A 16,405-nucleotide genomic window follows, 5' to 3' on the forward strand; every position below is an offset into this window, starting at 1 on the left:
ACGGTGCCCTGCGCCTCAGGTACTACGGCCGGTCGTCGCGTACTCCTCAGGGCGTATGGCGGTGGGCGTACCGGATGCTCCGCCGGGCCGACGCGGCCCGGCGCCGGATCCGTCACCCTGGAAGTCAGTCCCGCCACGTTTCAGGAGGTCACCGTGTATCCCAGCGACACCACCCGGTCCGGTCCGCATCGGCTCCGCACCTCCGACACCGAGCGCGAGCAGGTGGCCGAGATCCTGCGGGCCGCGATGACCGAGGGCCGGCTCACCCTCGAGGAGGGCGAGGAAAGACTCGGTCAGGTGTACGCCGCCAAGTTCCGCGACGAGCTCGCCCCGCTGACCGCCGACCTGCCCGACAACGGCCGCCGCGCGCTGGCCGCGACACCGGAGGCGCAGGCCGCGACACGCCGGGGCGTACGCCGGCACGCCGGCTTCGTCGCGACGCTGGCCCTCTTCCTGACCGCTCTCTGGGCGCTCTCCGGCGCCCACTTCTTCTGGCCCGCGATCCCGCTGGTGTTCCTGGTCATGGGCCTGATGCGGCACGCGCGGTACGGCCGCTACCGGGCCGAGTACGGCTACCGCCACCATGTCGCCCCGTGGAACGCCCCGACCTATAGGTGATCGTAAACACTCCACAGTAGACGTGGCGGTCGTTGCCCGCCCCTCCCCGCTCTGCGACAGTTGCCAGGTTTACCCCCGGCCGTGTCGCGCCGGGGCTACGGGGAGGGGTGGGCACGACCATGATGGGTCCGTCGCACGCACTGTCGGGCGCGGCCGTCTGGCTGGCCGGCAGCTGGGCCTTGGATCACTTCGCGGGGTACGCCCAGTCGCCGCTCGCGATCGCGGTCGGCACCACGGTCTGCGCGGGCGGCGCCCTGCTGCCCGACCTGGACCTGTCCGGCAAGGTGACCCGCAACCAGGGCGGCGCGACGGTGGCCCGCACGTTCGGCGTGTTCTCGCTGTTCGTGGCCGAGGTCGTCGAGAAGGTCTCGTTGGGTGTCTACACGGCGACGAAACTGAGCAAGGACCCGCGCCGCAACAACGGTCACCGTACGTTCACCCACACCTTGCCGTTCGCGGCCCTGGTCGGCTGGGGCACGACGGCGCTGTGCGCAGGCTCGGGCAAGTGGGCGGTCGTGGCGGTGGTGTTCTTCATGGCCGGCCTGGCATTGCGCGGCCTGTTCGACGAGTGGGCCGAACGCGCGGGCTGGCTGATCGTGACCCTGGCATCGGGCGTGATCGCCTGGTTCACGGCGGCGAACCTGCCCGGCGACCGCGGCTACCCGATGCTGGGCTTCGCGGTCGGCGTGGGCTGCGTCGTGCACCTGCTGGGCGACATGATCACCAAGAACGGCGTACCGATCCTGTGGCCGATCCCGATGGGCCGCCGCATGTGGCGCATGATCGGCGTCCCGAACGGCATAGCGATCAAGGTCGGCGGTCGCGGCGAGGTGCTGGTGCTGCGCACCCTGTTCACGCTGATCGCCATCCTGTCGGTCTTCGGAATGTTCGCCCCGCACGTACTGCAACGCCTGGACCTGGAACTCTGGGCCGACGGCGGCTGAGCGGCGTGCGGGCCGTCGAAAGCTTCGTCGCCGGCAAGGCCGGCGATCCCCAGCTCTGCGAGGACGCCGTCATCGTGACGGAGGGTCACGCAGCGATCGTGGACGGCGCCACAGACGTCACCGGCCAGGGGTACGGGATGCCGGCCGTCAGCGGTGGCCGCTGGGCGATGGCGGCCTGCGTCTCGGCCATCACCGCCCTCCCTGAGGACGCCGACGTGGAGTCGGCCACTCTCCGCCTGACCTCGACGCTCGCCGAGCGGATCGCCCCGGAGCTGCCGGCGCACCTGCGCCCGAGCGCGTCGGTGACCATCTACTCACGGCGGCGCCGGCAGGTGTGGCAGATCGGGGATGTCGGCTTCTCGTACGCCGGAATGCCGGCCGGGGCAGGGCAGCCGCGCAAGCCGCTCGACCGGATCGCCGCCGACTTCCGGGCGGCGGTGATCGCGGCCGAGATCGCCATCGGAGGAGTGGATCTCGCCGTCAGCGATCCGGGCCGGGCCGCGGCCCGGCCGAGCTGCTGGCCGAGGACCCGCACTGCGTCGGCCCGCTGCGCGGGACCAAGGGGATCATGGCCGGCCGGAACAGCTTCGACGACCGCTCTGACGTGCGCCTCCGCCTCTGCTGACAAGACGTCACGTCCTGCGCCAGACCCCCGGATCGCGATAAATGAGTACGCGGCTGGATACCGGCTGCCGGATGATCAGCCGGTGGACATGGATGCGCAGGTCGATCTGAGCAACCTGACACCGGTCGAACGGCTACTGCTTCGGCTCGGCATGACGGAGTGGGAGCGCCCCGACGGTGACAGGCAAATGGTCGTCGACCTTCTCGGCTACCGCGATCGACGCGAACTGAGCTCGGATGTGCGACGGCTCGTCGGCCTGCTCGACGCGTCACGTCCCGTGTCGCGTCGTGATTGCCGCCGCCTTCTGCTGGCCACCGAGCTGGCATTCGCGAGCGAGACGCTGGGTTGGGCGCGGGACTGGACGTCCGACACCGGCTTCACCGACCGTGACACCATCACGGTGCTGCGCGGCATCCAGGAGAAACTGGCCGGCATCGTCCACGGGGTGGATGACCGCCTGACCGCGTCCACTCCATCAGCTCGGCCTGCCTGGGAACCGATCCCCATGGATGCCGACGACACGTACTGGGACGCTTTCCACCAGCGTTTCGCCTTCCGGCCCGGCATGCGATCCTGGCCCGCGATCGAAGAGCCCCGGCCGTCGGTCACCGTCGACCTCGGACCGATCTTCGCCGGCAGCCACGCGCAGTTCGCGGCCGGCGCGGACGCCATCAACAGCCTCGCACTGGCCGCGCTCACCCGGGTGCTGGACCCCGACACCAGCATTGTCGTGCTCGACTGGCAGCACCAGACGTACCGGTTCTGGCCCCACGTGTTCGCCTGCCGGTCGGACCAGCAATGGCCCACGACGGTCTTCCCGAATGGGGACTACTACATCTTCCTCACCGAGGACATGCACACCGGGATCTTCGGCCATCCATGGGAACAGACGCTCTGCATCTTCGGCGAGCAGCTGGTGTCCGCCCTGGTACCGACTCTCACGAGCTGGCTTCCCGTCAAGCGCAGCAACCTGGATGGCATCGACGGATAATCCCCCGGTCATGGCACGGCTGGAGGAATGCCGGGCTCTACGGGCCAGTCAGGCGCGCGGTCGGCGGACGATTTCCTCGACGACGGCCTGCGCTAATGCGGCTCGCGGGTCAGCACGGCCGCGGCGACCGCTGTCAGAAGTTGCTGGGCGACGGCCTGCACCGCCGCGGTGGCGTCGACGGTAACGGCTCCGCGTCGGCGCCATCGGGCCAGGAAGGAGGTGTGGCTTTCGAGGGCCTTCTGCAGGGCGGCGCCGGAGTCGCCGAAGTGGTTGTCGCCGCGACGTTGACCCATGCGCTGGACCACCGTTGTCTGATCGATGTCCAGCAGGGCGCACACGTCGAACCGGGCGCTGAGGTCCGGGGCGTTCTCGGCGTGTCCGACCAGCCACAGGGTTTGTACGCCCCGATCGCGGGCGGTGCCGATGAGGGCATCGAGGCGGTCCGGATCCCAGTGGCCTGAGGTGCCGGCCGTCCAGGCCGTGTCGTCGTCGAGACTGACCGCGTCGTGCCCGTTGAGCGCCAGGTACCGCGCAAGGGTGGATTTGCCGGAACTGCGGACGCCTGTCACGAAGACGACGAACATCATGTTCCTCCTGCTGAGGCGAGGACCGGGCGGCCGCTCGGCGACATCGTAGTGAGGGACGCGACTGTGGTGTCGCTGACATGTCCGATCAACCTGATTGGCGGCCCGACGTCCAGGGTGAGAGCATCTCCTGATGCTCTTGCGCCCAGATGCCACGGCACAACTCACCGAGCTTCTGCGGTCTCGGATCCTCGTCCTCGACGGCGCGATGGGCACGATGATCCAGCGGCATGCTTTCGCTGAGCAGGACTTTCGGGGCGAGCGGTTCGCCGAGTGGCCGAGTGACCTGCGGGGCAACAACGACCTGCTGTCGCTGACCCAGCCCGAGGCGATCCGGGAGATCCACCGCGATTACCTGCGGGCCGGCGCGGACCTGATCGAGACCAATACCTTCAACGCCCAGCGGATCTCGCTCGCCGACTACGGCATGCAGGACATCGCGTACGAGCTCAACCTCGAGGCGGCCAGGCTGGCCCGGGCTGAGTGCGACGCGGCGACCGCGGCCGACCCGGCCCGGCCGCGGTTCGTGGTGGGTGCGTTGGGCCCGACGAACCGGACCGCGTCGATCTCGCCGGATGTCAACGACCCCGGCGCGCGCAACGTCACGTACACCGAACTGGTCGAGGCGTACCTGGAGCAGGCCAACGGCCTGGTCGACGGCGGCGCCGACATCCTGATGATCGAGACGATTTTCGACACGCTGAACGCCAAGGCGGCGATCTTCGCGCTGGAGACTCTCTTCGAGCAGCGTGAGCGCCGTTGGCCGGTGATGATCTCGGGCACCATCACCGACGCTTCCGGCCGCACCCTGTCCGGTCAGGTCACCGAGGCGTTCTGGAATTCGGTACGGCACGCGCAGCCACTGCTGATCGGGCTCAACTGTGCCCTCGGGGCGCAGGAGATGCGGCCCTACCTGGCCGAGGTGTCGCGCCTGGCCGACTGCTTCGTTTCCTGCTATCCGAACGCGGGTCTGCCCAACCAGTTCGGCGAGTACGACGAGATGCCGGGGCAGACAGCCGGGATCGTGCGGGAGTTCGCGGACAGCGGCCTGCTCAACGTGCTCGGCGGCTGCTGCGGCACCACCCCGGAACACATCGCGGCGATGGCCGCAGCCGTCGAGGGCCTCGCCCCGCGGGTGCCGGCCATCTCCGATCCGGCCTGCCGGCTGTCCGGCCTGGAGCCGCTCAACATCACTGCCGAGTCGCTGTTCGTCAACGTCGGCGAGCGGACCAACATCACCGGCTCGGCGAAGTTCCGCAATCTGATCCGCGACGGCGACTACCCGGCCGCCCTGTCGGTCGCCCGTCAGCAGGTCGAGAACGGCGCCCAGGTCATCGACATCAACATGGACGAGGGCATGATCGACGGCCTCGCCGCGATGGACCGCTTCGTCAAGCTGATCGCCGGCGAGCCCGACATCAGCCGCGTCCCGTTGATGATCGACTCGTCGAAGTTCGAGGTCATCGAGGCCGGGCTGCGCTGTGTGCAGGGCAAGCCGATCGTGAACTCGATCTCGCTGAAGGAGGGCGAGGACAAGTTCCGGGCCCAGGCCCGGCTGTGTCGCAAGTACGGCGCCGCCATCGTCGTGATGGCCTTCGACGAAGACGGTCAGGCCGACAATCTCGAGCGCCGCAAGCAGATCTGCGAGCGGGCCTACCGGATCCTCGTCGACGAGATCGGCTTCCCGGCCGAAGACGTCATCTTCGACCCGAACATCTTCGCGGTCGCGACCGGCATCGAGGAGCACGCCAACTACGGCGTCGATTTCATCGAAGGCACGCGCTGGATCAAGCAGAACCTGCCCGGCGCGCTGGTGTCCGGCGGCGTGTCCAACGTCTCCTTCTCGTTCCGCGGCAACAATGCCGTCCGGGAGGCCATCCACGCCGTCTTCCTCTATCACGCCATCGGCGCCGGCATGGACATGGGCATCGTGAACGCCGGCGCTCTGACCGTCTACGACCAGGTCGATCCGGTACTGCGCGAGCGCATCGAGGACGTGATCCTCAACCGCCGTCGCGACGCCGGCGAACGGCTGCTGGAGATCGCCACCGAGTTCGCCGGTGACGGCCGCAAGGCCGAGGCGGTCAACGACGCCTGGCGTTCACTGCCCGTCGGGGAACGCATCACCCACGCCCTGGTCAAAGGCATCGACGATCACGTGGAGGCCGACACCGAGGAGCTCCGGGCGCTCATCGCGGGCCGCGGCGGCCAGCCCATCGAAGTCATCGAGGGACCCTTGATGGCCGGGATGAACGTCGTCGGTGACCTGTTCGGCGCCGGGAAGATGTTCCTGCCTCAGGTGGTCAAGTCGGCGCGGGTGATGAAGAAGGCGGTCGCCTACCTGATCCCGTTCATCGAGGCGACCAAGAAGCCAGGAGACGCCCGGCGAAGCAACGGTGTCGTCATCATGGCAACCGTCAAGGGCGACGTGCACGACATCGGCAAGAACATCGTCGGCGTCGTGCTGCAGTGCAACAACTACGAGGTCATCGACCTCGGCGTCATGGTTCCCGCCGAGAAGATCCTCGCCGCGGCCGAGGAGCACAGCGCCGACGTCATCGGGCTGTCCGGGCTGATCACCCCCTCGCTGGAGGAGATGGTCAGCTTCGCGGCCGAGATGGAGCGCCGCGGACTGCAGATTCCCCTGCTCCTCGGCGGCGCCACGACCTCGCGGGCGCACACCGCGGTCAAGGTCGACAAGAAATACCACGGGCCGGTCATCTGGGTGAAGGACGCCTCGCGTTCGGTTCCGGTCGTCGCAGCGCTGCTGTCCGACGAGCAGCGTCCCGCTCTGCTCGCCGAGGTCGCCGCCGACTACGAGTCCCTGCGCGAACGCTACGCCGCCCGCAACGACACGAAGGTGATGCTGCCGATCTCGGCAGCTCGGGACAACCACACCCCGATCGACTGGACCGGCTACCGCCCGCCGCGGCCCCGGCTGATCGCCGCGCAGTCGCCGCGGGTCCATCAGGACGGCCGGCCGGCACCGGCGGCACAGCAGTTCGTCAAGACGTTCCCCGACTACCCGCTCAGCGAACTGCGCGAGTACATCGACTGGCAGCCGTTCTTCAACGCGTGGGAGATGAAGGGCCGGTTCCCCGACATCCTCAACAACCCGGCCACCGGGGAAGCCGCCCGCCGCCTGTACGACGACGCGCAGACGATGCTCGACCGGCTCATCGCCGAGAAGTGGATCACCGCGGCCGGTGTCATGGGGTTGTTCCCCGCCAACGCGGTCGGCGACGACATCGAGCTGTACACCAGCGAGGACCGCACCGCGGTGCTGAGCACCTTGCATCAGCTGCGGCAACAGACCGAACACCGGGCCGGAGTGCCACACCGATCCCTCGCCGACTTCGTCGCGCCCCGCGACACCGGCCTACCCGACTATGTCGGCGCGTTCGCGGTGACCGCCGGTCTCGGCATCGGCGACAAGATCGCCGAGTTCAAGGCCGCGATGGACGACTACAACGCCATCCTGCTGGAGTCGCTGGCCGACCGGCTGGCCGAGGCCTTCGCCGAGCGGCTCCACGAACGCGTCCGCACCGAATTCTGGGCGTACCAGCCCGACGAGAACCTCGACAGCGAGGCGCTGATCAAAGAGCAGTACATCGGCATCCGGCCTGCTCCCGGTTATCCGGCCTGCCCCGAGCACACTGAGAAGCAGACGATCTGGCAGCTGCTCGACGTCCGGGCCAACACCGGGATCGAGCTGACCGAGAGCATGGCCATGTGGCCGGGCGCCGCTGTCAGCGGCCTGTACTTCTCCCATCCGCAGTCGCAGTACTTCGTGCTCGGCCAGATCGGCCGCGACCAGGTCGAGAACTATGCCCGCCGCAAAGGCTGGACCGTCGCCGAAGCGGAGAAATGGCTGGCGCCCAACCTCGGCTATCGCTCGGACAACGAATGACCAGCCGCGCTGACCCGATGGCCTGCCCCTGAGCGTCGATGCCGGGGCAGGCAGCGACGCATCATGTGCTCAGCGGCCATCGCCGTGGCTAATCGCCGGAGAATCCCCAGAAGTAGATCTCGTTCGGTTTCCCCGCGGTGTCGTGCAGTACGGCACACCTACCGAACCATCGCTCCTGAGCCAGTGGCTCCAGTGCCTTGACGTGTGCCCGGGTCGGTTTGGTGACACCCGAGCACTCGAGCGCCTCCGCCTCGCTGACTGTCCTGACCGTCCCGTAATCAGCGTCCTGGAGCTCGGTCACCACCCATCGCACGTCGAGGATCGAGTGTGTACCGCACTCTTGAACGGTTTCGTCAGCCCACAGCTCGTCCTCGGTCCGCGGTCGGTCCGGGAAATCGGCGGCCGACGTGCCGAGCTCGTACGGCACCGCCCACCAGTAGTCCCCGGTCTCGAAAACGTGCCGCCGCAGGTCATCCAGGGCGGCCTGCAGATCAGATCGGTACGGGACGTAGTAGTCCCAATGTGACGCGCCCACAGCTACCCCCTGTTGATCCAGATGGCAGGCTAGACACACCGATCGGTTCTCGCCACCCCTTGCCGGGCCACGTGCTGTGGAACCGAATTCGGCTGCTGCTCCGGCAACGCCGAGCTACGGTGCTCCGATGCAGGCGGACGCGGCCCACCGGGCAACCCGAGCAGCCCTGTCAACCGCCTCCTCACTCGGCCTGGCCGCCCACGACGCCGTCGTGCTGCACAACTCGAACAAGCTCACCCTGCGCCTGCGACCCGGCGACGTCCTGGCCCGGGTGGCACCGGCAGCACACCAGTCCGCCCAGTTCGAACTCGACATCGCTCAGCGTCTGGTCGAGGTCGGCAGCCCGGTCGCCGCGCTGGAAAGGCCCGAGGTCTTCGCCCAGGACGAGTTCGTGGTCACCTTCTGGACCTACTACGAACCGGTGACCACTCAAGCGATCCCACCCGCGGACTACGCCGCAGCGCTGGAACGTCTGCATGCCGGGATGCGCCGGGTCGACCTGCCCGCCCCGCACTTCACGGACCGGATCTCCGAGGCCCGGGCGCTCGTGGCCGACCCGCGACAAACGCCGAGGCTGGCCGACGAGGACCGCGCCTTTCTCGCCGGCACGCTGGACCGCCTGCACCGGGCGGTCAGCGACACCGGCCGGCCCGACCAGCTGCTGCACGGCGAACCGCACCCGGGCAACGTGCTCCCGACCGCGACCGGCCCGCTCTTCATCGACTTCGAGACGTGCTGCCGGGGACCGGTCGAATTCGACCTGGCCCACGCGCCCGACGAGGTCGCGGACCACTACCCCGGCGTGGATCACAACCTGCTCCGTGACTGCCGGGCCGTCATGCTGGCGATGATCACCGCGTGGCGCTGGGATCGCGACGACCAGTTCCCCGACGGCCACCGGCTCGGCGTCGAGTGGCTGAGCGATCTCCGCCGGGCGACGGCTCGATAGCTCACGCGTCCGCGTAGCACTCCACGATCGACACATCCAGCGGGAACCGCACCTCGATCCCCCCGAACAACAGCTTTCCCGCCTTGGCCGCACTCACCCGCACCGCCTCAGCGACCTGCTCCGTCTCCTCGACCGGGCAATGCACCCCGACCTCGTCGTGGACGAACAGCACCAGCTCCGCCCGCATCCCCTCCAACGCCGTCCGCAGCGTCGCCAGCAGCACCAGTGCCCATTCCGCCGCCGTCGCCTGGATCACGAAGTTGCGGGTGAAGCGGCCTCGGGCCCGGCCCGACGCCCCGCCCTGCGGCTCCGCCGATCCTGACTCCTCCGGCGGCTCCAGGCCCGCCTCGCGCCAGGCTGTGGAGGCCGGCGGGCAGGTGCGGCCCAGCCAGGAGCGGACCAGGCCGCCGGCCTCACCCGTGCGGGCCGCGGCCTCCACGTAGTCGAAGGCCGTGGGGTAGCTCTGCCTCAGCACCGCCAGGGCCGGAATCGCCGCGCCGCCGGTCTGGCCGTACATCGCGCCCAGCAGGGCCACCTTGGCCTTGGCCCGGTCGCCGCCGAACGAGTCGGTGGCCAGGGCCGCGTAGAGGTCTCCGGCGGCGCCGGCGCGGGCCAGCCGGGAGTCGCCGGACACCGCCGCCAGCACGCGCGGCTCCAGCTGGCCCGCGTCGGCGACCACGAAACGCCAGCCGGGGTCGGCGACCACCGCCCGGCGGACCACCTTGGGCACCTGGAGGGCACCGCCGCCGCGGGTGGCCCAGCGGCCCGACACCACCCCGCCGGGGACGTACTCCGGGCGGAAGCGGCCTTCGCTGATCCAGGCGTCGCGCCAGGCCCAGCCGTGGGCCGTCCAGATGCGGTAGAGCTCCTTGTATTCGAGCAGGGGTTTCACCGCCGGGTGTTCGACCTGGCGCAGCACCCAGGCCCGGGTGTTGGGCACCTCGATGCCGGCCCGGGCGAACGCGCGCAGCACCTCGGCCGGGGAGTCCGGGTGCAGGCCGGGCACGCCGAAGGCCGCGTTGATCTCGGCGGTCAGCTCGGCCAGCCGGCGGGGCGGGCCGACCGGCTGCGGGGCGCCGAGCAGGTCGCGCAGCAGCTGGTCGTGGATGTCGGCGCGCCACGGCAGGCCGGCATGGCCCATCTCGGCGCCGACCAGCGCCCCGGCGGACTCGGCGGCCACCAGCAGGGCGAAACGGCCGGGTTGTCCGGTGGCGGCGATCCGGGCGTGCTGGTCCGCGTACACCCTCGTCAGGGCCTCGAGGGTCACCGAGCCGGCGGCGGCCGACGGCCCGGACATGGCTTCGAAGAGTGCGCCCTGGGCGAAGCCCGGTGGTTGCGGGAGGCGCGGTGGCGGGTCGGCCGGCACCGGCGCGCCGGTCAGCCGGGCCCAGGCCGCCGCCAGCGCGCGGGGCTCGCCCCAGCGGCCCGCGTGGCCGAGCAGCAGCGCCTCGGTCAGCTCGATGTCGTGGCAGCGGCGCACCCGCACGCCGGCGCGCAGCAGCGTCGGATAGCAGTCGGTGGTGGCCGCCCACAGCCAGCGGGGGTGCTCGGCGGCCTCGCGGGCGGCGATGGCGGCCGGCAGGTCGGCCACGCGTTCCGGCTCACCGGCCGGGCTGCCGTCGGGGTGGACCTGCTGCCAGCGGCCGGAACCGTGCCAGCTCCCGTCGTCGGACACCACAGCCACCAGCACGGACCCATTCTGCCGTGCGGGTATGACACTTCAGCCGCCGAGCAGGCCTTCCAGCAGCTCCAGGGACTTCTCGAGGTTGACCGCGGGGTCCAGCAGCCACTGGGTCTGCAGGCCGTCGGAGGCGGCGATGATCAGCGCGGCCGCCGCCGGCGGGCTGATGTCGGGCCGGATCCGGCCGGCCCGCTGGTCCGCCTCGATGCGCTCGGTCAGCACTGCGCGGAGCTGGGCGAAGCGCCGGCCGAAGAACTCGCGGGACGGTTCGTGGCCCTCCTCCAGCGCGCCTGCCACCAGCGTCGAGTAGAGCTGGACCAGGCCGGGCACGCCGTGGTTGCGGCGGGCCGCGTGGGTCATCAGCCCGACCACCGAGACGTCCGGGGGCAGGTGGTCCTCGGCGACCGAGCGTTCCTCGGCGGCCCGGTAGACCTCGATGAGCAGTTCCTCGCGGGAGGCGAAGTAGTGCTTGAGCGCCGCGTGCGAGACCCCGATGGCCTCGCCGATGGCGCGCAGCGAGGTGCCCTCGGCGCCGCGTTCGGCGAAGACCTCGATGGCCCGGTCGAGGATCTCGCGCCGGCGGCGCACCCCTTTGCCGTACGCGCCGCGCCGGGTGATCTCGGGGGGCTCGTCCATCGCGCCATCGTAGGCCACAAAAACTTCCATGCGGAGGTTTTCATTGTTACGGTCGGGTCATGACACTCGACGTTCCCGCGCTGCTCGCCGCACTCACCCTCGAGGAGAAGGCCACCCTGCTGGACGGGGCCGACTTCTGGCGTACGCAGCCGGTCGAGCGTCTCGGCATCCCCGGCGTGATGGTCACCGACGGACCGCACGGCCTGCGCAAGCAGGCCGGCGAGTCGGACCACGTCGGCCTCAACGACAGCGTCCCGGCCACCTGCTTCCCGCCCGCCGCCGGGCTCGCCTCGACCTGGAACACCGACCTGGTGGGCCGCATCGGGGTGGCGCTGGGCCGGGAGTGCCGCGCCGAGCAGGTCGCCGTGCTGCTCGGCCCGGGGGTCAACATGAAGCGCTCGCCACTGTGCGGGCGCAACTTCGAGTACTTCTCCGAGGACCCGCTGCTGGCCGGCGAGCTCGGCGCGGCCCTGGTCAACGGCCTGCAGAGCACCGGGGTGGGCGCCTCGCTCAAGCACTTCGCCGCCAACAACCAGGAGACCGACCGGATGACGGTCTCGGCCGACGTCGACGAGCGGACGCTGCGCGAGATCTATCTGCCAGCCTTCGAGCGGGTGGTCACCCAGGCGCAGCCCTGGACAGTGATGTGCGCCTACAACAAGATCAACGGCACGTACGCGAGTGAGGATCCCTGGCTGCTCACCCAGGTGCTGCGCGACGAGTGGGGCTTCGACGGCCTGGTCGTCTCCGACTGGGGCGCGGTCAACCGCCGGGACGCCGGGGTGGCCGCCGGGCTGGACCTGGAGATGCCGTCGTCCGGTGGGGCCGGCACCCGGGTCATCCTGGACGCCGTCCGGGCCGGCACGCTGAGCGAGACGGACGTCGACCGGGCGGCGACGCGGGTGCTGACACTGATCAACCGGTCCCTGCCGGCGCTGCGCGAGGGCCAGACCTTCGACGCCGACGCTCACCACGCGCTCGCCCGTGAGGCCGCCGTGGCCAGTGCGGTGCTGCTCAAGAACGAGGGCGGGATCCTGCCGCTCGACCCCGCGGGCGGCGGCCCGGTCGCGGTCATCGGTGAGTTCGCCCGGACGCCGCGGTTCCAGGGCGCCGGATCATCGCAGGTCAATCCCACCCGGGTGGACACCGCGCTGGACGCTCTGCGGGCCGCCCTCGACGGGCGCCGCGAGGTCACCTTCGCCCCCGGCTTCGCGATCGACGCCGAGGCCGCCGACGAGGGCCTGGTCGCCGAGGCGGTACGGGCCGCAGCCGCCGCCGACGTGGCCGTGCTCTTCCTCGGGCTGCCCCCGTCGTACGAGTCCGAGGGCTACGACCGCGACCACATGGACCTGCCCGCCCACCAGCTCGACCTGCTGCACGCCGTGGCCGACGCCAACCCGCGCGTGGTCGTCGTGCTGTCCAACGGCTCGGTCGTGACTGTCGCGCCTTGGCAGGACCGCGCGCAGGCTGTGCTCGAAGGCTGGCTGCTCGGCCAGGCCGGTGGCAGCGCGACCGCCGACCTGCTGCTCGGGGCGGCCGATCCGGCGGGCCGGCTCGCCGAGACCGTCCCGGTGCGCTTCGCCGACAACCCGACCATCGGCGCGTTCCCCGGCGAGCTCGGCCACGTCCGGTACGGCGAGGGCCTGCTGATCGGCTACCGCTGGTACGACGCCCACCGCCTCGAGGTGGCGTACCCGTTCGGCCACGGCCTGTCCTACACGAGCTTCGGCTACAGCGACCTGGCCGTCTCCGTGCCGGCTGACGGCGACGACCCGCGGGTCGAGGTCACCCTGACGGTCACCAACACCGGTACGCGCCCGGGCCGCGAGACGGTCCAGCTCTACGTCACCGACCCGCAGGCCAGCGTGTACCGCCCCGAGCAGGAGCTGCGCGCGTTCACCCAGGTCGCGCTCGGTCCCGGTGAGAGCGCGCCGGTGACTCTGACGCTGGGGGCGCGGGCGTTCGCGTTCTGGCACGAGGCGGCCCGGAGCTGGGTGGTCGAGGGCGGCGAGTTCGGCGTCCGCGTCGGCGCTTCCTCGCGGGACATCCGGCTCACCGGCACGGTCACGCTGGCCGGCCAGGGCTACGCCGTGCCGCTGACCGCCGAGTCGACCGTGGACGTCTGGCTGGCCCACCCGGCCGCCGGCTCGTGGCTGCGCGAGCAACTCGGCACGGGCCTGTTCACCGACATGCTCTCCGACCCGGCCAACGGCCAGATGATGCGGGCCATCCCGCTGGTCCGGCTGTCGCGCTTCCCCGGCTTCCCGGTCACCGAGCCGGACGTCGAGGCCGCGGTGCAGCGGTTCAGCGCCCGGTGACGGCGACTCTCGGCGCCGGACCGACCGAGCAGGCCCGCCGGGCCCGGATCGCCGTCGCGGCGGTTTTCCTGACCAACGGGGCGCTGTTCGCCAACATCGTGCCGCGGTATCCGCAGATCAAGGAATCGCTGGAGCTGAGCAACGCGGCCCTGGGCTCGGCCCTGGGCGCGGGCGCGCTCGGCTCGCTGCTCGGTGGCCTGTTCGCCGCCGCCGCGATCCGCCGGTTCCGGTCGTCGCGGACCGGTTTGGCCGGGATGCTGCTGCTGGCGGTGGCGTTCATCCTGGTCGCGGTGGCGCCGGCCTGGTGGGTGCTGGCCGCGGTGTTCCTGGTGGCCGGGGCGGCCGACGCGATCGTCGACGTCGCGCAGAACGCGCACGGCCTGCGGGTGCAGCGCCTCTACGGGCGCTCGATCGTCAACTCGTTCCACGGAGTGTGGAGCATCGGGGCGGTGCTCGGCGGGCTCATGGGCTCGGCCGCGGCCGGTCTGCGGGTGCCCCTGGTCCTGCACCTGAGCGGGGCCGCGGTGCTGGTCGGGGCGATCCTGCTGGTCGCGTACCGGTTCATGCTGCCCGGACCGGAGGACGCCGAGCGGGCGGCGCCGCAGCCGGGTGCGGCCCCGCCGGGCCGGCGGTCCTTCGCCTGGCCGGCGGTACGGATGCTGGCCGCGCTCGGGGCACTGGCAGCCTTCGGGGCGCTCGTGGAGGACGCCGGCTCCTCGTGGGGTGCGCTGTACCTGACCGACTATCTCGGCGCGGGCGCGGCGACGGCCGGGCTCGCCTTCGTGGCACTGCAGGTGGCGATGACCGCCGGCCGGTTGCTGGGCGACCGGGCTGTCGACCGGTTCGGCCAGCGCACGGTGACCCGGGCCGGCGGAGCGCTGGCCGCGGCCGGGATGGGCTGCGCGCTCGCCTGGCCGTCCGTGGGCTCGGCCCTGGCCGGCTTCGCGCTGGCCGGGCTGGGCACGGCGACGCTGGTCCCGGCCGCGATGCACACGGCCGACGAACTGCGCGGACTGCCGCACGGCGCCGGCCTGACCATCGTGAGCTGGCTGCAACGGGTGGGCTTCCTGCTCTCGCCGCCGCTGGTGGGCTTGGTCGCCGACCACAGCAGCCTGCGGGTCGGCCTGCTCAGCGTGGTGGTCGCCGGCCTGGGCACGCTGCTGCTGGGCCGGGTCCTGCTCAACCGGGCCTGAACCGTCCGGTCAGCTCGGCGGGAACGACTCCTGGGTGATCGGCCACCGCTGAGCGCAGAGTTCCCCGGCCATGCTCCGGATGAGCTCGGCGGCCCGGGCCGCGTCGCCGGTCGCGGCCGACCGCTCGAACACCTGGTCGTCCACCTCGGGACCGGCGGGCGCCCCGACGTCGATCGACGTCTCGATCGTGAGCGTCCCGGCTTCGGCCGTCACCCCGAGACCCCAGGTGATCCGGGTACGGTCCGGCCGACTGCCCGCCACCCACAGCGCCACCCGGGCATCGGCCGTGCCGGCCACCTGGTAGATCCGGAAGGTGATCTCGGGCAGCGGACGCCACAGGTAGGTCAGGTCGCACCACAGCGGATAGAAGTCCTTGTCCCGGGCCTCCGCCAGGGCGCGGAACACTCGCTGGACATCGACGGCGGCCATCCGCCGATCGTGGCACCCGGCCACAACACCCCGGACGGGGAACGGAGCCGGGCGACGCCCCTCCCCCGTGGAAGGACGCCGCCCGGGTGCCGTGCTGAGTTACTTGGTCGCGCCCGCGGTGAGGCCGGACTGGATCTGGCGCTGGAAGAACGCGTACACGATGATCATGGGCAGGATCGAGAGCGTGAGCGCCGCGAACAGCGCGGCCCAGTTCGCCTGGTAGCCCGCCGAGACCGAGATGTTGGCGATGCCCTGGGTGAGCACCCACTTCTCCTGCGCGCCGGCCCCCTGCATGATCGCCACCGGCAGCAGGTACTGGTTCCACTGGCCGACGATGTTGAAGATCGTGATGCTGACCAGGCCGGACTTGGCCATCGGCAGCATGACCTGGAAGAACAGCCGGGTGTGGGAGGCGCCGTCGACGATCGCGGCCTCGGCGATCTGGTTCGGCAGCGTCTTGAAGAACGCCGTCATGAAGAAGACCGTGAACGGCAGCGAGTACGCGATGTAGACCAGGATCAGGCCGGTGTAGGTGTTGAGCAGGCCGAGGTTCTGCAGGATCAGGAACAGCGGCACCAGCGCCAGGAACACCGGGAAGGCCAGGCCCGAGACGAACAGGTAGTAGATGAAGCGGTTGCCGACGAACTTGTAGCGGGCCAGCACGTAGGCGGCCATCGAGCCGAACAGCATCGTGCCGGCGGTGCTGATCGCCACCACGAAGACGCTGTTGAGGAAGTAGCGCCCGACGTGCGCCTCGGTCCAGGCCGTCTGGTAGGTCTCGAACGAGATCTTGCTGGGCAGGCTGAACGGCGCCTGCGTGAAGATCTCCGTGTTGCTCTTGAACGACGCCAGGATCACCCAGATCAGCGGGGCGATGACCAGCAGGCCCCAGACCGCCAGGGCGATGTGGGCGAAGCCGCTGAAGAGCTTGATCTCTTTCTTGTCCCGCTGCGTGGCGGTGCTGGCGTGCCGCGACCCGGTGTACGAGGCCG

Annotated in this window: 13 protein-coding genes; 7 read left to right on the forward strand and 6 right to left on the reverse strand. The window is 70.6% G+C overall.

The genetic code is table 11. From position 1 onward, the window contains the following. Nucleotides 1-153: 153 nt before the first annotated feature. The 3 genes from AB0C12_RS13610 (at nt 154) to AB0C12_RS13620 (ending at nt 3,178) form a co-directional block, all read left to right on the forward strand. On the forward strand, nt 154-618 hold the full coding sequence (locus AB0C12_RS13610) for a DUF1707 domain-containing protein (protein WP_360547562.1): 465 nt from the start codon (nt 154-156) through the stop codon (nt 616-618). Nucleotides 619-737: 119 nt separating this feature from the next. After that, complete coding sequence (locus AB0C12_RS13615) at nt 738-1,562, forward strand: metal-dependent hydrolase (RefSeq protein ID WP_360548980.1); 825 nt, start codon at nt 738-740, stop codon at nt 1,560-1,562. A gap of 137 nt (nt 1,563-1,699) precedes the next feature. After that, complete coding sequence (locus AB0C12_RS13620) at nt 1,700-3,178, forward strand: DUF2716 domain-containing protein (RefSeq protein ID WP_360547564.1); 1,479 nt, start codon at nt 1,700-1,702, stop codon at nt 3,176-3,178. Between the two features lie 92 nt (nt 3,179-3,270). On the opposite strand, the gene AB0C12_RS13625 is transcribed toward AB0C12_RS13620, so the two are convergent. Next, nucleotides 3,271-3,765, reverse strand: coding sequence for a hypothetical protein (locus AB0C12_RS13625; protein ID WP_360547566.1), 495 nt, complete (start codon nt 3,763-3,765; stop codon nt 3,271-3,273). Nucleotides 3,766-3,895: 130 nt separating this feature from the next. On the opposite strand from AB0C12_RS13625, the gene metH reads away from it, so the two are divergent. Continuing rightward, a complete protein-coding gene (gene metH, locus AB0C12_RS13630; RefSeq protein WP_360547568.1) occupies nt 3,896-7,672 on the forward strand; it encodes a methionine synthase in 3,777 nt (1,258 codons plus the stop codon). An 88-nt stretch (nt 7,673-7,760) separates the two neighbouring features. On the opposite strand, the gene AB0C12_RS13635 is transcribed toward metH, so the two are convergent. Further along, nucleotides 7,761-8,207 carry a hypothetical protein gene (locus AB0C12_RS13635; RefSeq protein WP_360547570.1) on the reverse strand — a complete coding sequence of 149 codons (447 nt, stop codon included), beginning with the start codon at nt 8,205-8,207 and terminating at the stop codon, nt 7,761-7,763. Between the two features lie 127 nt (nt 8,208-8,334). On the opposite strand from AB0C12_RS13635, the gene AB0C12_RS13640 reads away from it, so the two are divergent. Next, nucleotides 8,335-9,156, forward strand: a complete 822-nt coding sequence (locus tag AB0C12_RS13640) for an aminoglycoside phosphotransferase family protein (protein ID WP_360547572.1) — start codon at nt 8,335-8,337, stop codon at nt 9,154-9,156. A gap of 1 nt (nt 9,157) precedes the next feature. Here the strand turns inward: AB0C12_RS13640 and AB0C12_RS13645 are convergent, their stop codons facing one another. Beyond that, entirely contained in the window at nt 9,158-10,834 is a 1,677-nt protein-coding gene (locus AB0C12_RS13645) for a bifunctional 3'-5' exonuclease/DNA polymerase (RefSeq protein ID WP_360548982.1), read from the reverse strand. A gap of 42 nt (nt 10,835-10,876) precedes the next feature. Next, nucleotides 10,877-11,473 carry a helix-turn-helix domain-containing protein gene (locus AB0C12_RS13650; RefSeq protein ID WP_360547574.1) on the reverse strand — a complete coding sequence of 199 codons (597 nt, stop codon included), beginning with the start codon at nt 11,471-11,473 and terminating at the stop codon, nt 10,877-10,879. A 59-nt stretch (nt 11,474-11,532) separates the two neighbouring features. On the opposite strand from AB0C12_RS13650, the gene AB0C12_RS13655 reads away from it, so the two are divergent. Further along, on the forward strand, nt 11,533-13,791 hold the full coding sequence (locus AB0C12_RS13655) for a glycoside hydrolase family 3 C-terminal domain-containing protein (protein ID WP_360547576.1): 2,259 nt from the start codon (nt 11,533-11,535) through the stop codon (nt 13,789-13,791). Continuing rightward, the gene (locus AB0C12_RS13660) at nt 13,788-14,984 is read left to right on the forward strand and encodes an MFS transporter (protein ID WP_360547578.1); all 1,197 of its coding nucleotides are present in this window, start codon (nt 13,788-13,790) and stop codon (nt 14,982-14,984) included. Before AB0C12_RS13655 ends, AB0C12_RS13660 begins: the two co-directional genes overlap by 4 nt. 9 nt (nt 14,985-14,993) lie before the next feature. On the opposite strand, the gene AB0C12_RS13665 is transcribed toward AB0C12_RS13660, so the two are convergent. After that, nucleotides 14,994-15,413, reverse strand: coding sequence for a hypothetical protein (locus AB0C12_RS13665; RefSeq protein WP_360547580.1), 420 nt, complete (start codon nt 15,411-15,413; stop codon nt 14,994-14,996). A gap of 99 nt (nt 15,414-15,512) precedes the next feature. Beyond that, nucleotides 15,513-16,346, reverse strand: a complete 834-nt coding sequence (locus tag AB0C12_RS13670; RefSeq protein WP_360548984.1) for a carbohydrate ABC transporter permease — start codon at nt 16,344-16,346, stop codon at nt 15,513-15,515. Between the last annotated feature and the right edge of the window lie 59 nt (nt 16,347-16,405).

The sequence above is a fragment of the Actinoplanes sp. NPDC048967 genome, assembly GCF_040649415.1.
Taxonomy (GTDB): domain Bacteria; phylum Actinomycetota; class Actinomycetes; order Mycobacteriales; family Micromonosporaceae; genus Actinoplanes.

Coding starts and splice junctions, on each gene's coding strand:
- AB0C12_RS13640 (WP_360547572.1), top strand. CDS start 8,335: ATGCAGGCGGACGCGGCCCACCGGGCAACCCGAGCAGCCCTGTCAACC.
- metH (WP_360547568.1), top strand. CDS start 3,896: ATGCTCTTGCGCCCAGATGCCACGGCACAACTCACCGAGCTTCTGCGG.
- AB0C12_RS13620 (WP_360547564.1), top strand. CDS start 1,700: ATGCCGGCCGTCAGCGGTGGCCGCTGGGCGATGGCGGCCTGCGTCTCG.
- AB0C12_RS13655 (WP_360547576.1), top strand. CDS start 11,533: ATGACACTCGACGTTCCCGCGCTGCTCGCCGCACTCACCCTCGAGGAG.
- AB0C12_RS13650 (WP_360547574.1), bottom strand. CDS start 11,473: ATGGACGAGCCCCCCGAGATCACCCGGCGCGGCGCGTACGGCAAAGGG.
- AB0C12_RS13625 (WP_360547566.1), bottom strand. CDS start 3,765: ATGATGTTCGTCGTCTTCGTGACAGGCGTCCGCAGTTCCGGCAAATCC.
- AB0C12_RS13665 (WP_360547580.1), bottom strand. CDS start 15,413: ATGGCCGCCGTCGATGTCCAGCGAGTGTTCCGCGCCCTGGCGGAGGCC.
- AB0C12_RS13615 (WP_360548980.1), top strand. CDS start 738: ATGATGGGTCCGTCGCACGCACTGTCGGGCGCGGCCGTCTGGCTGGCC.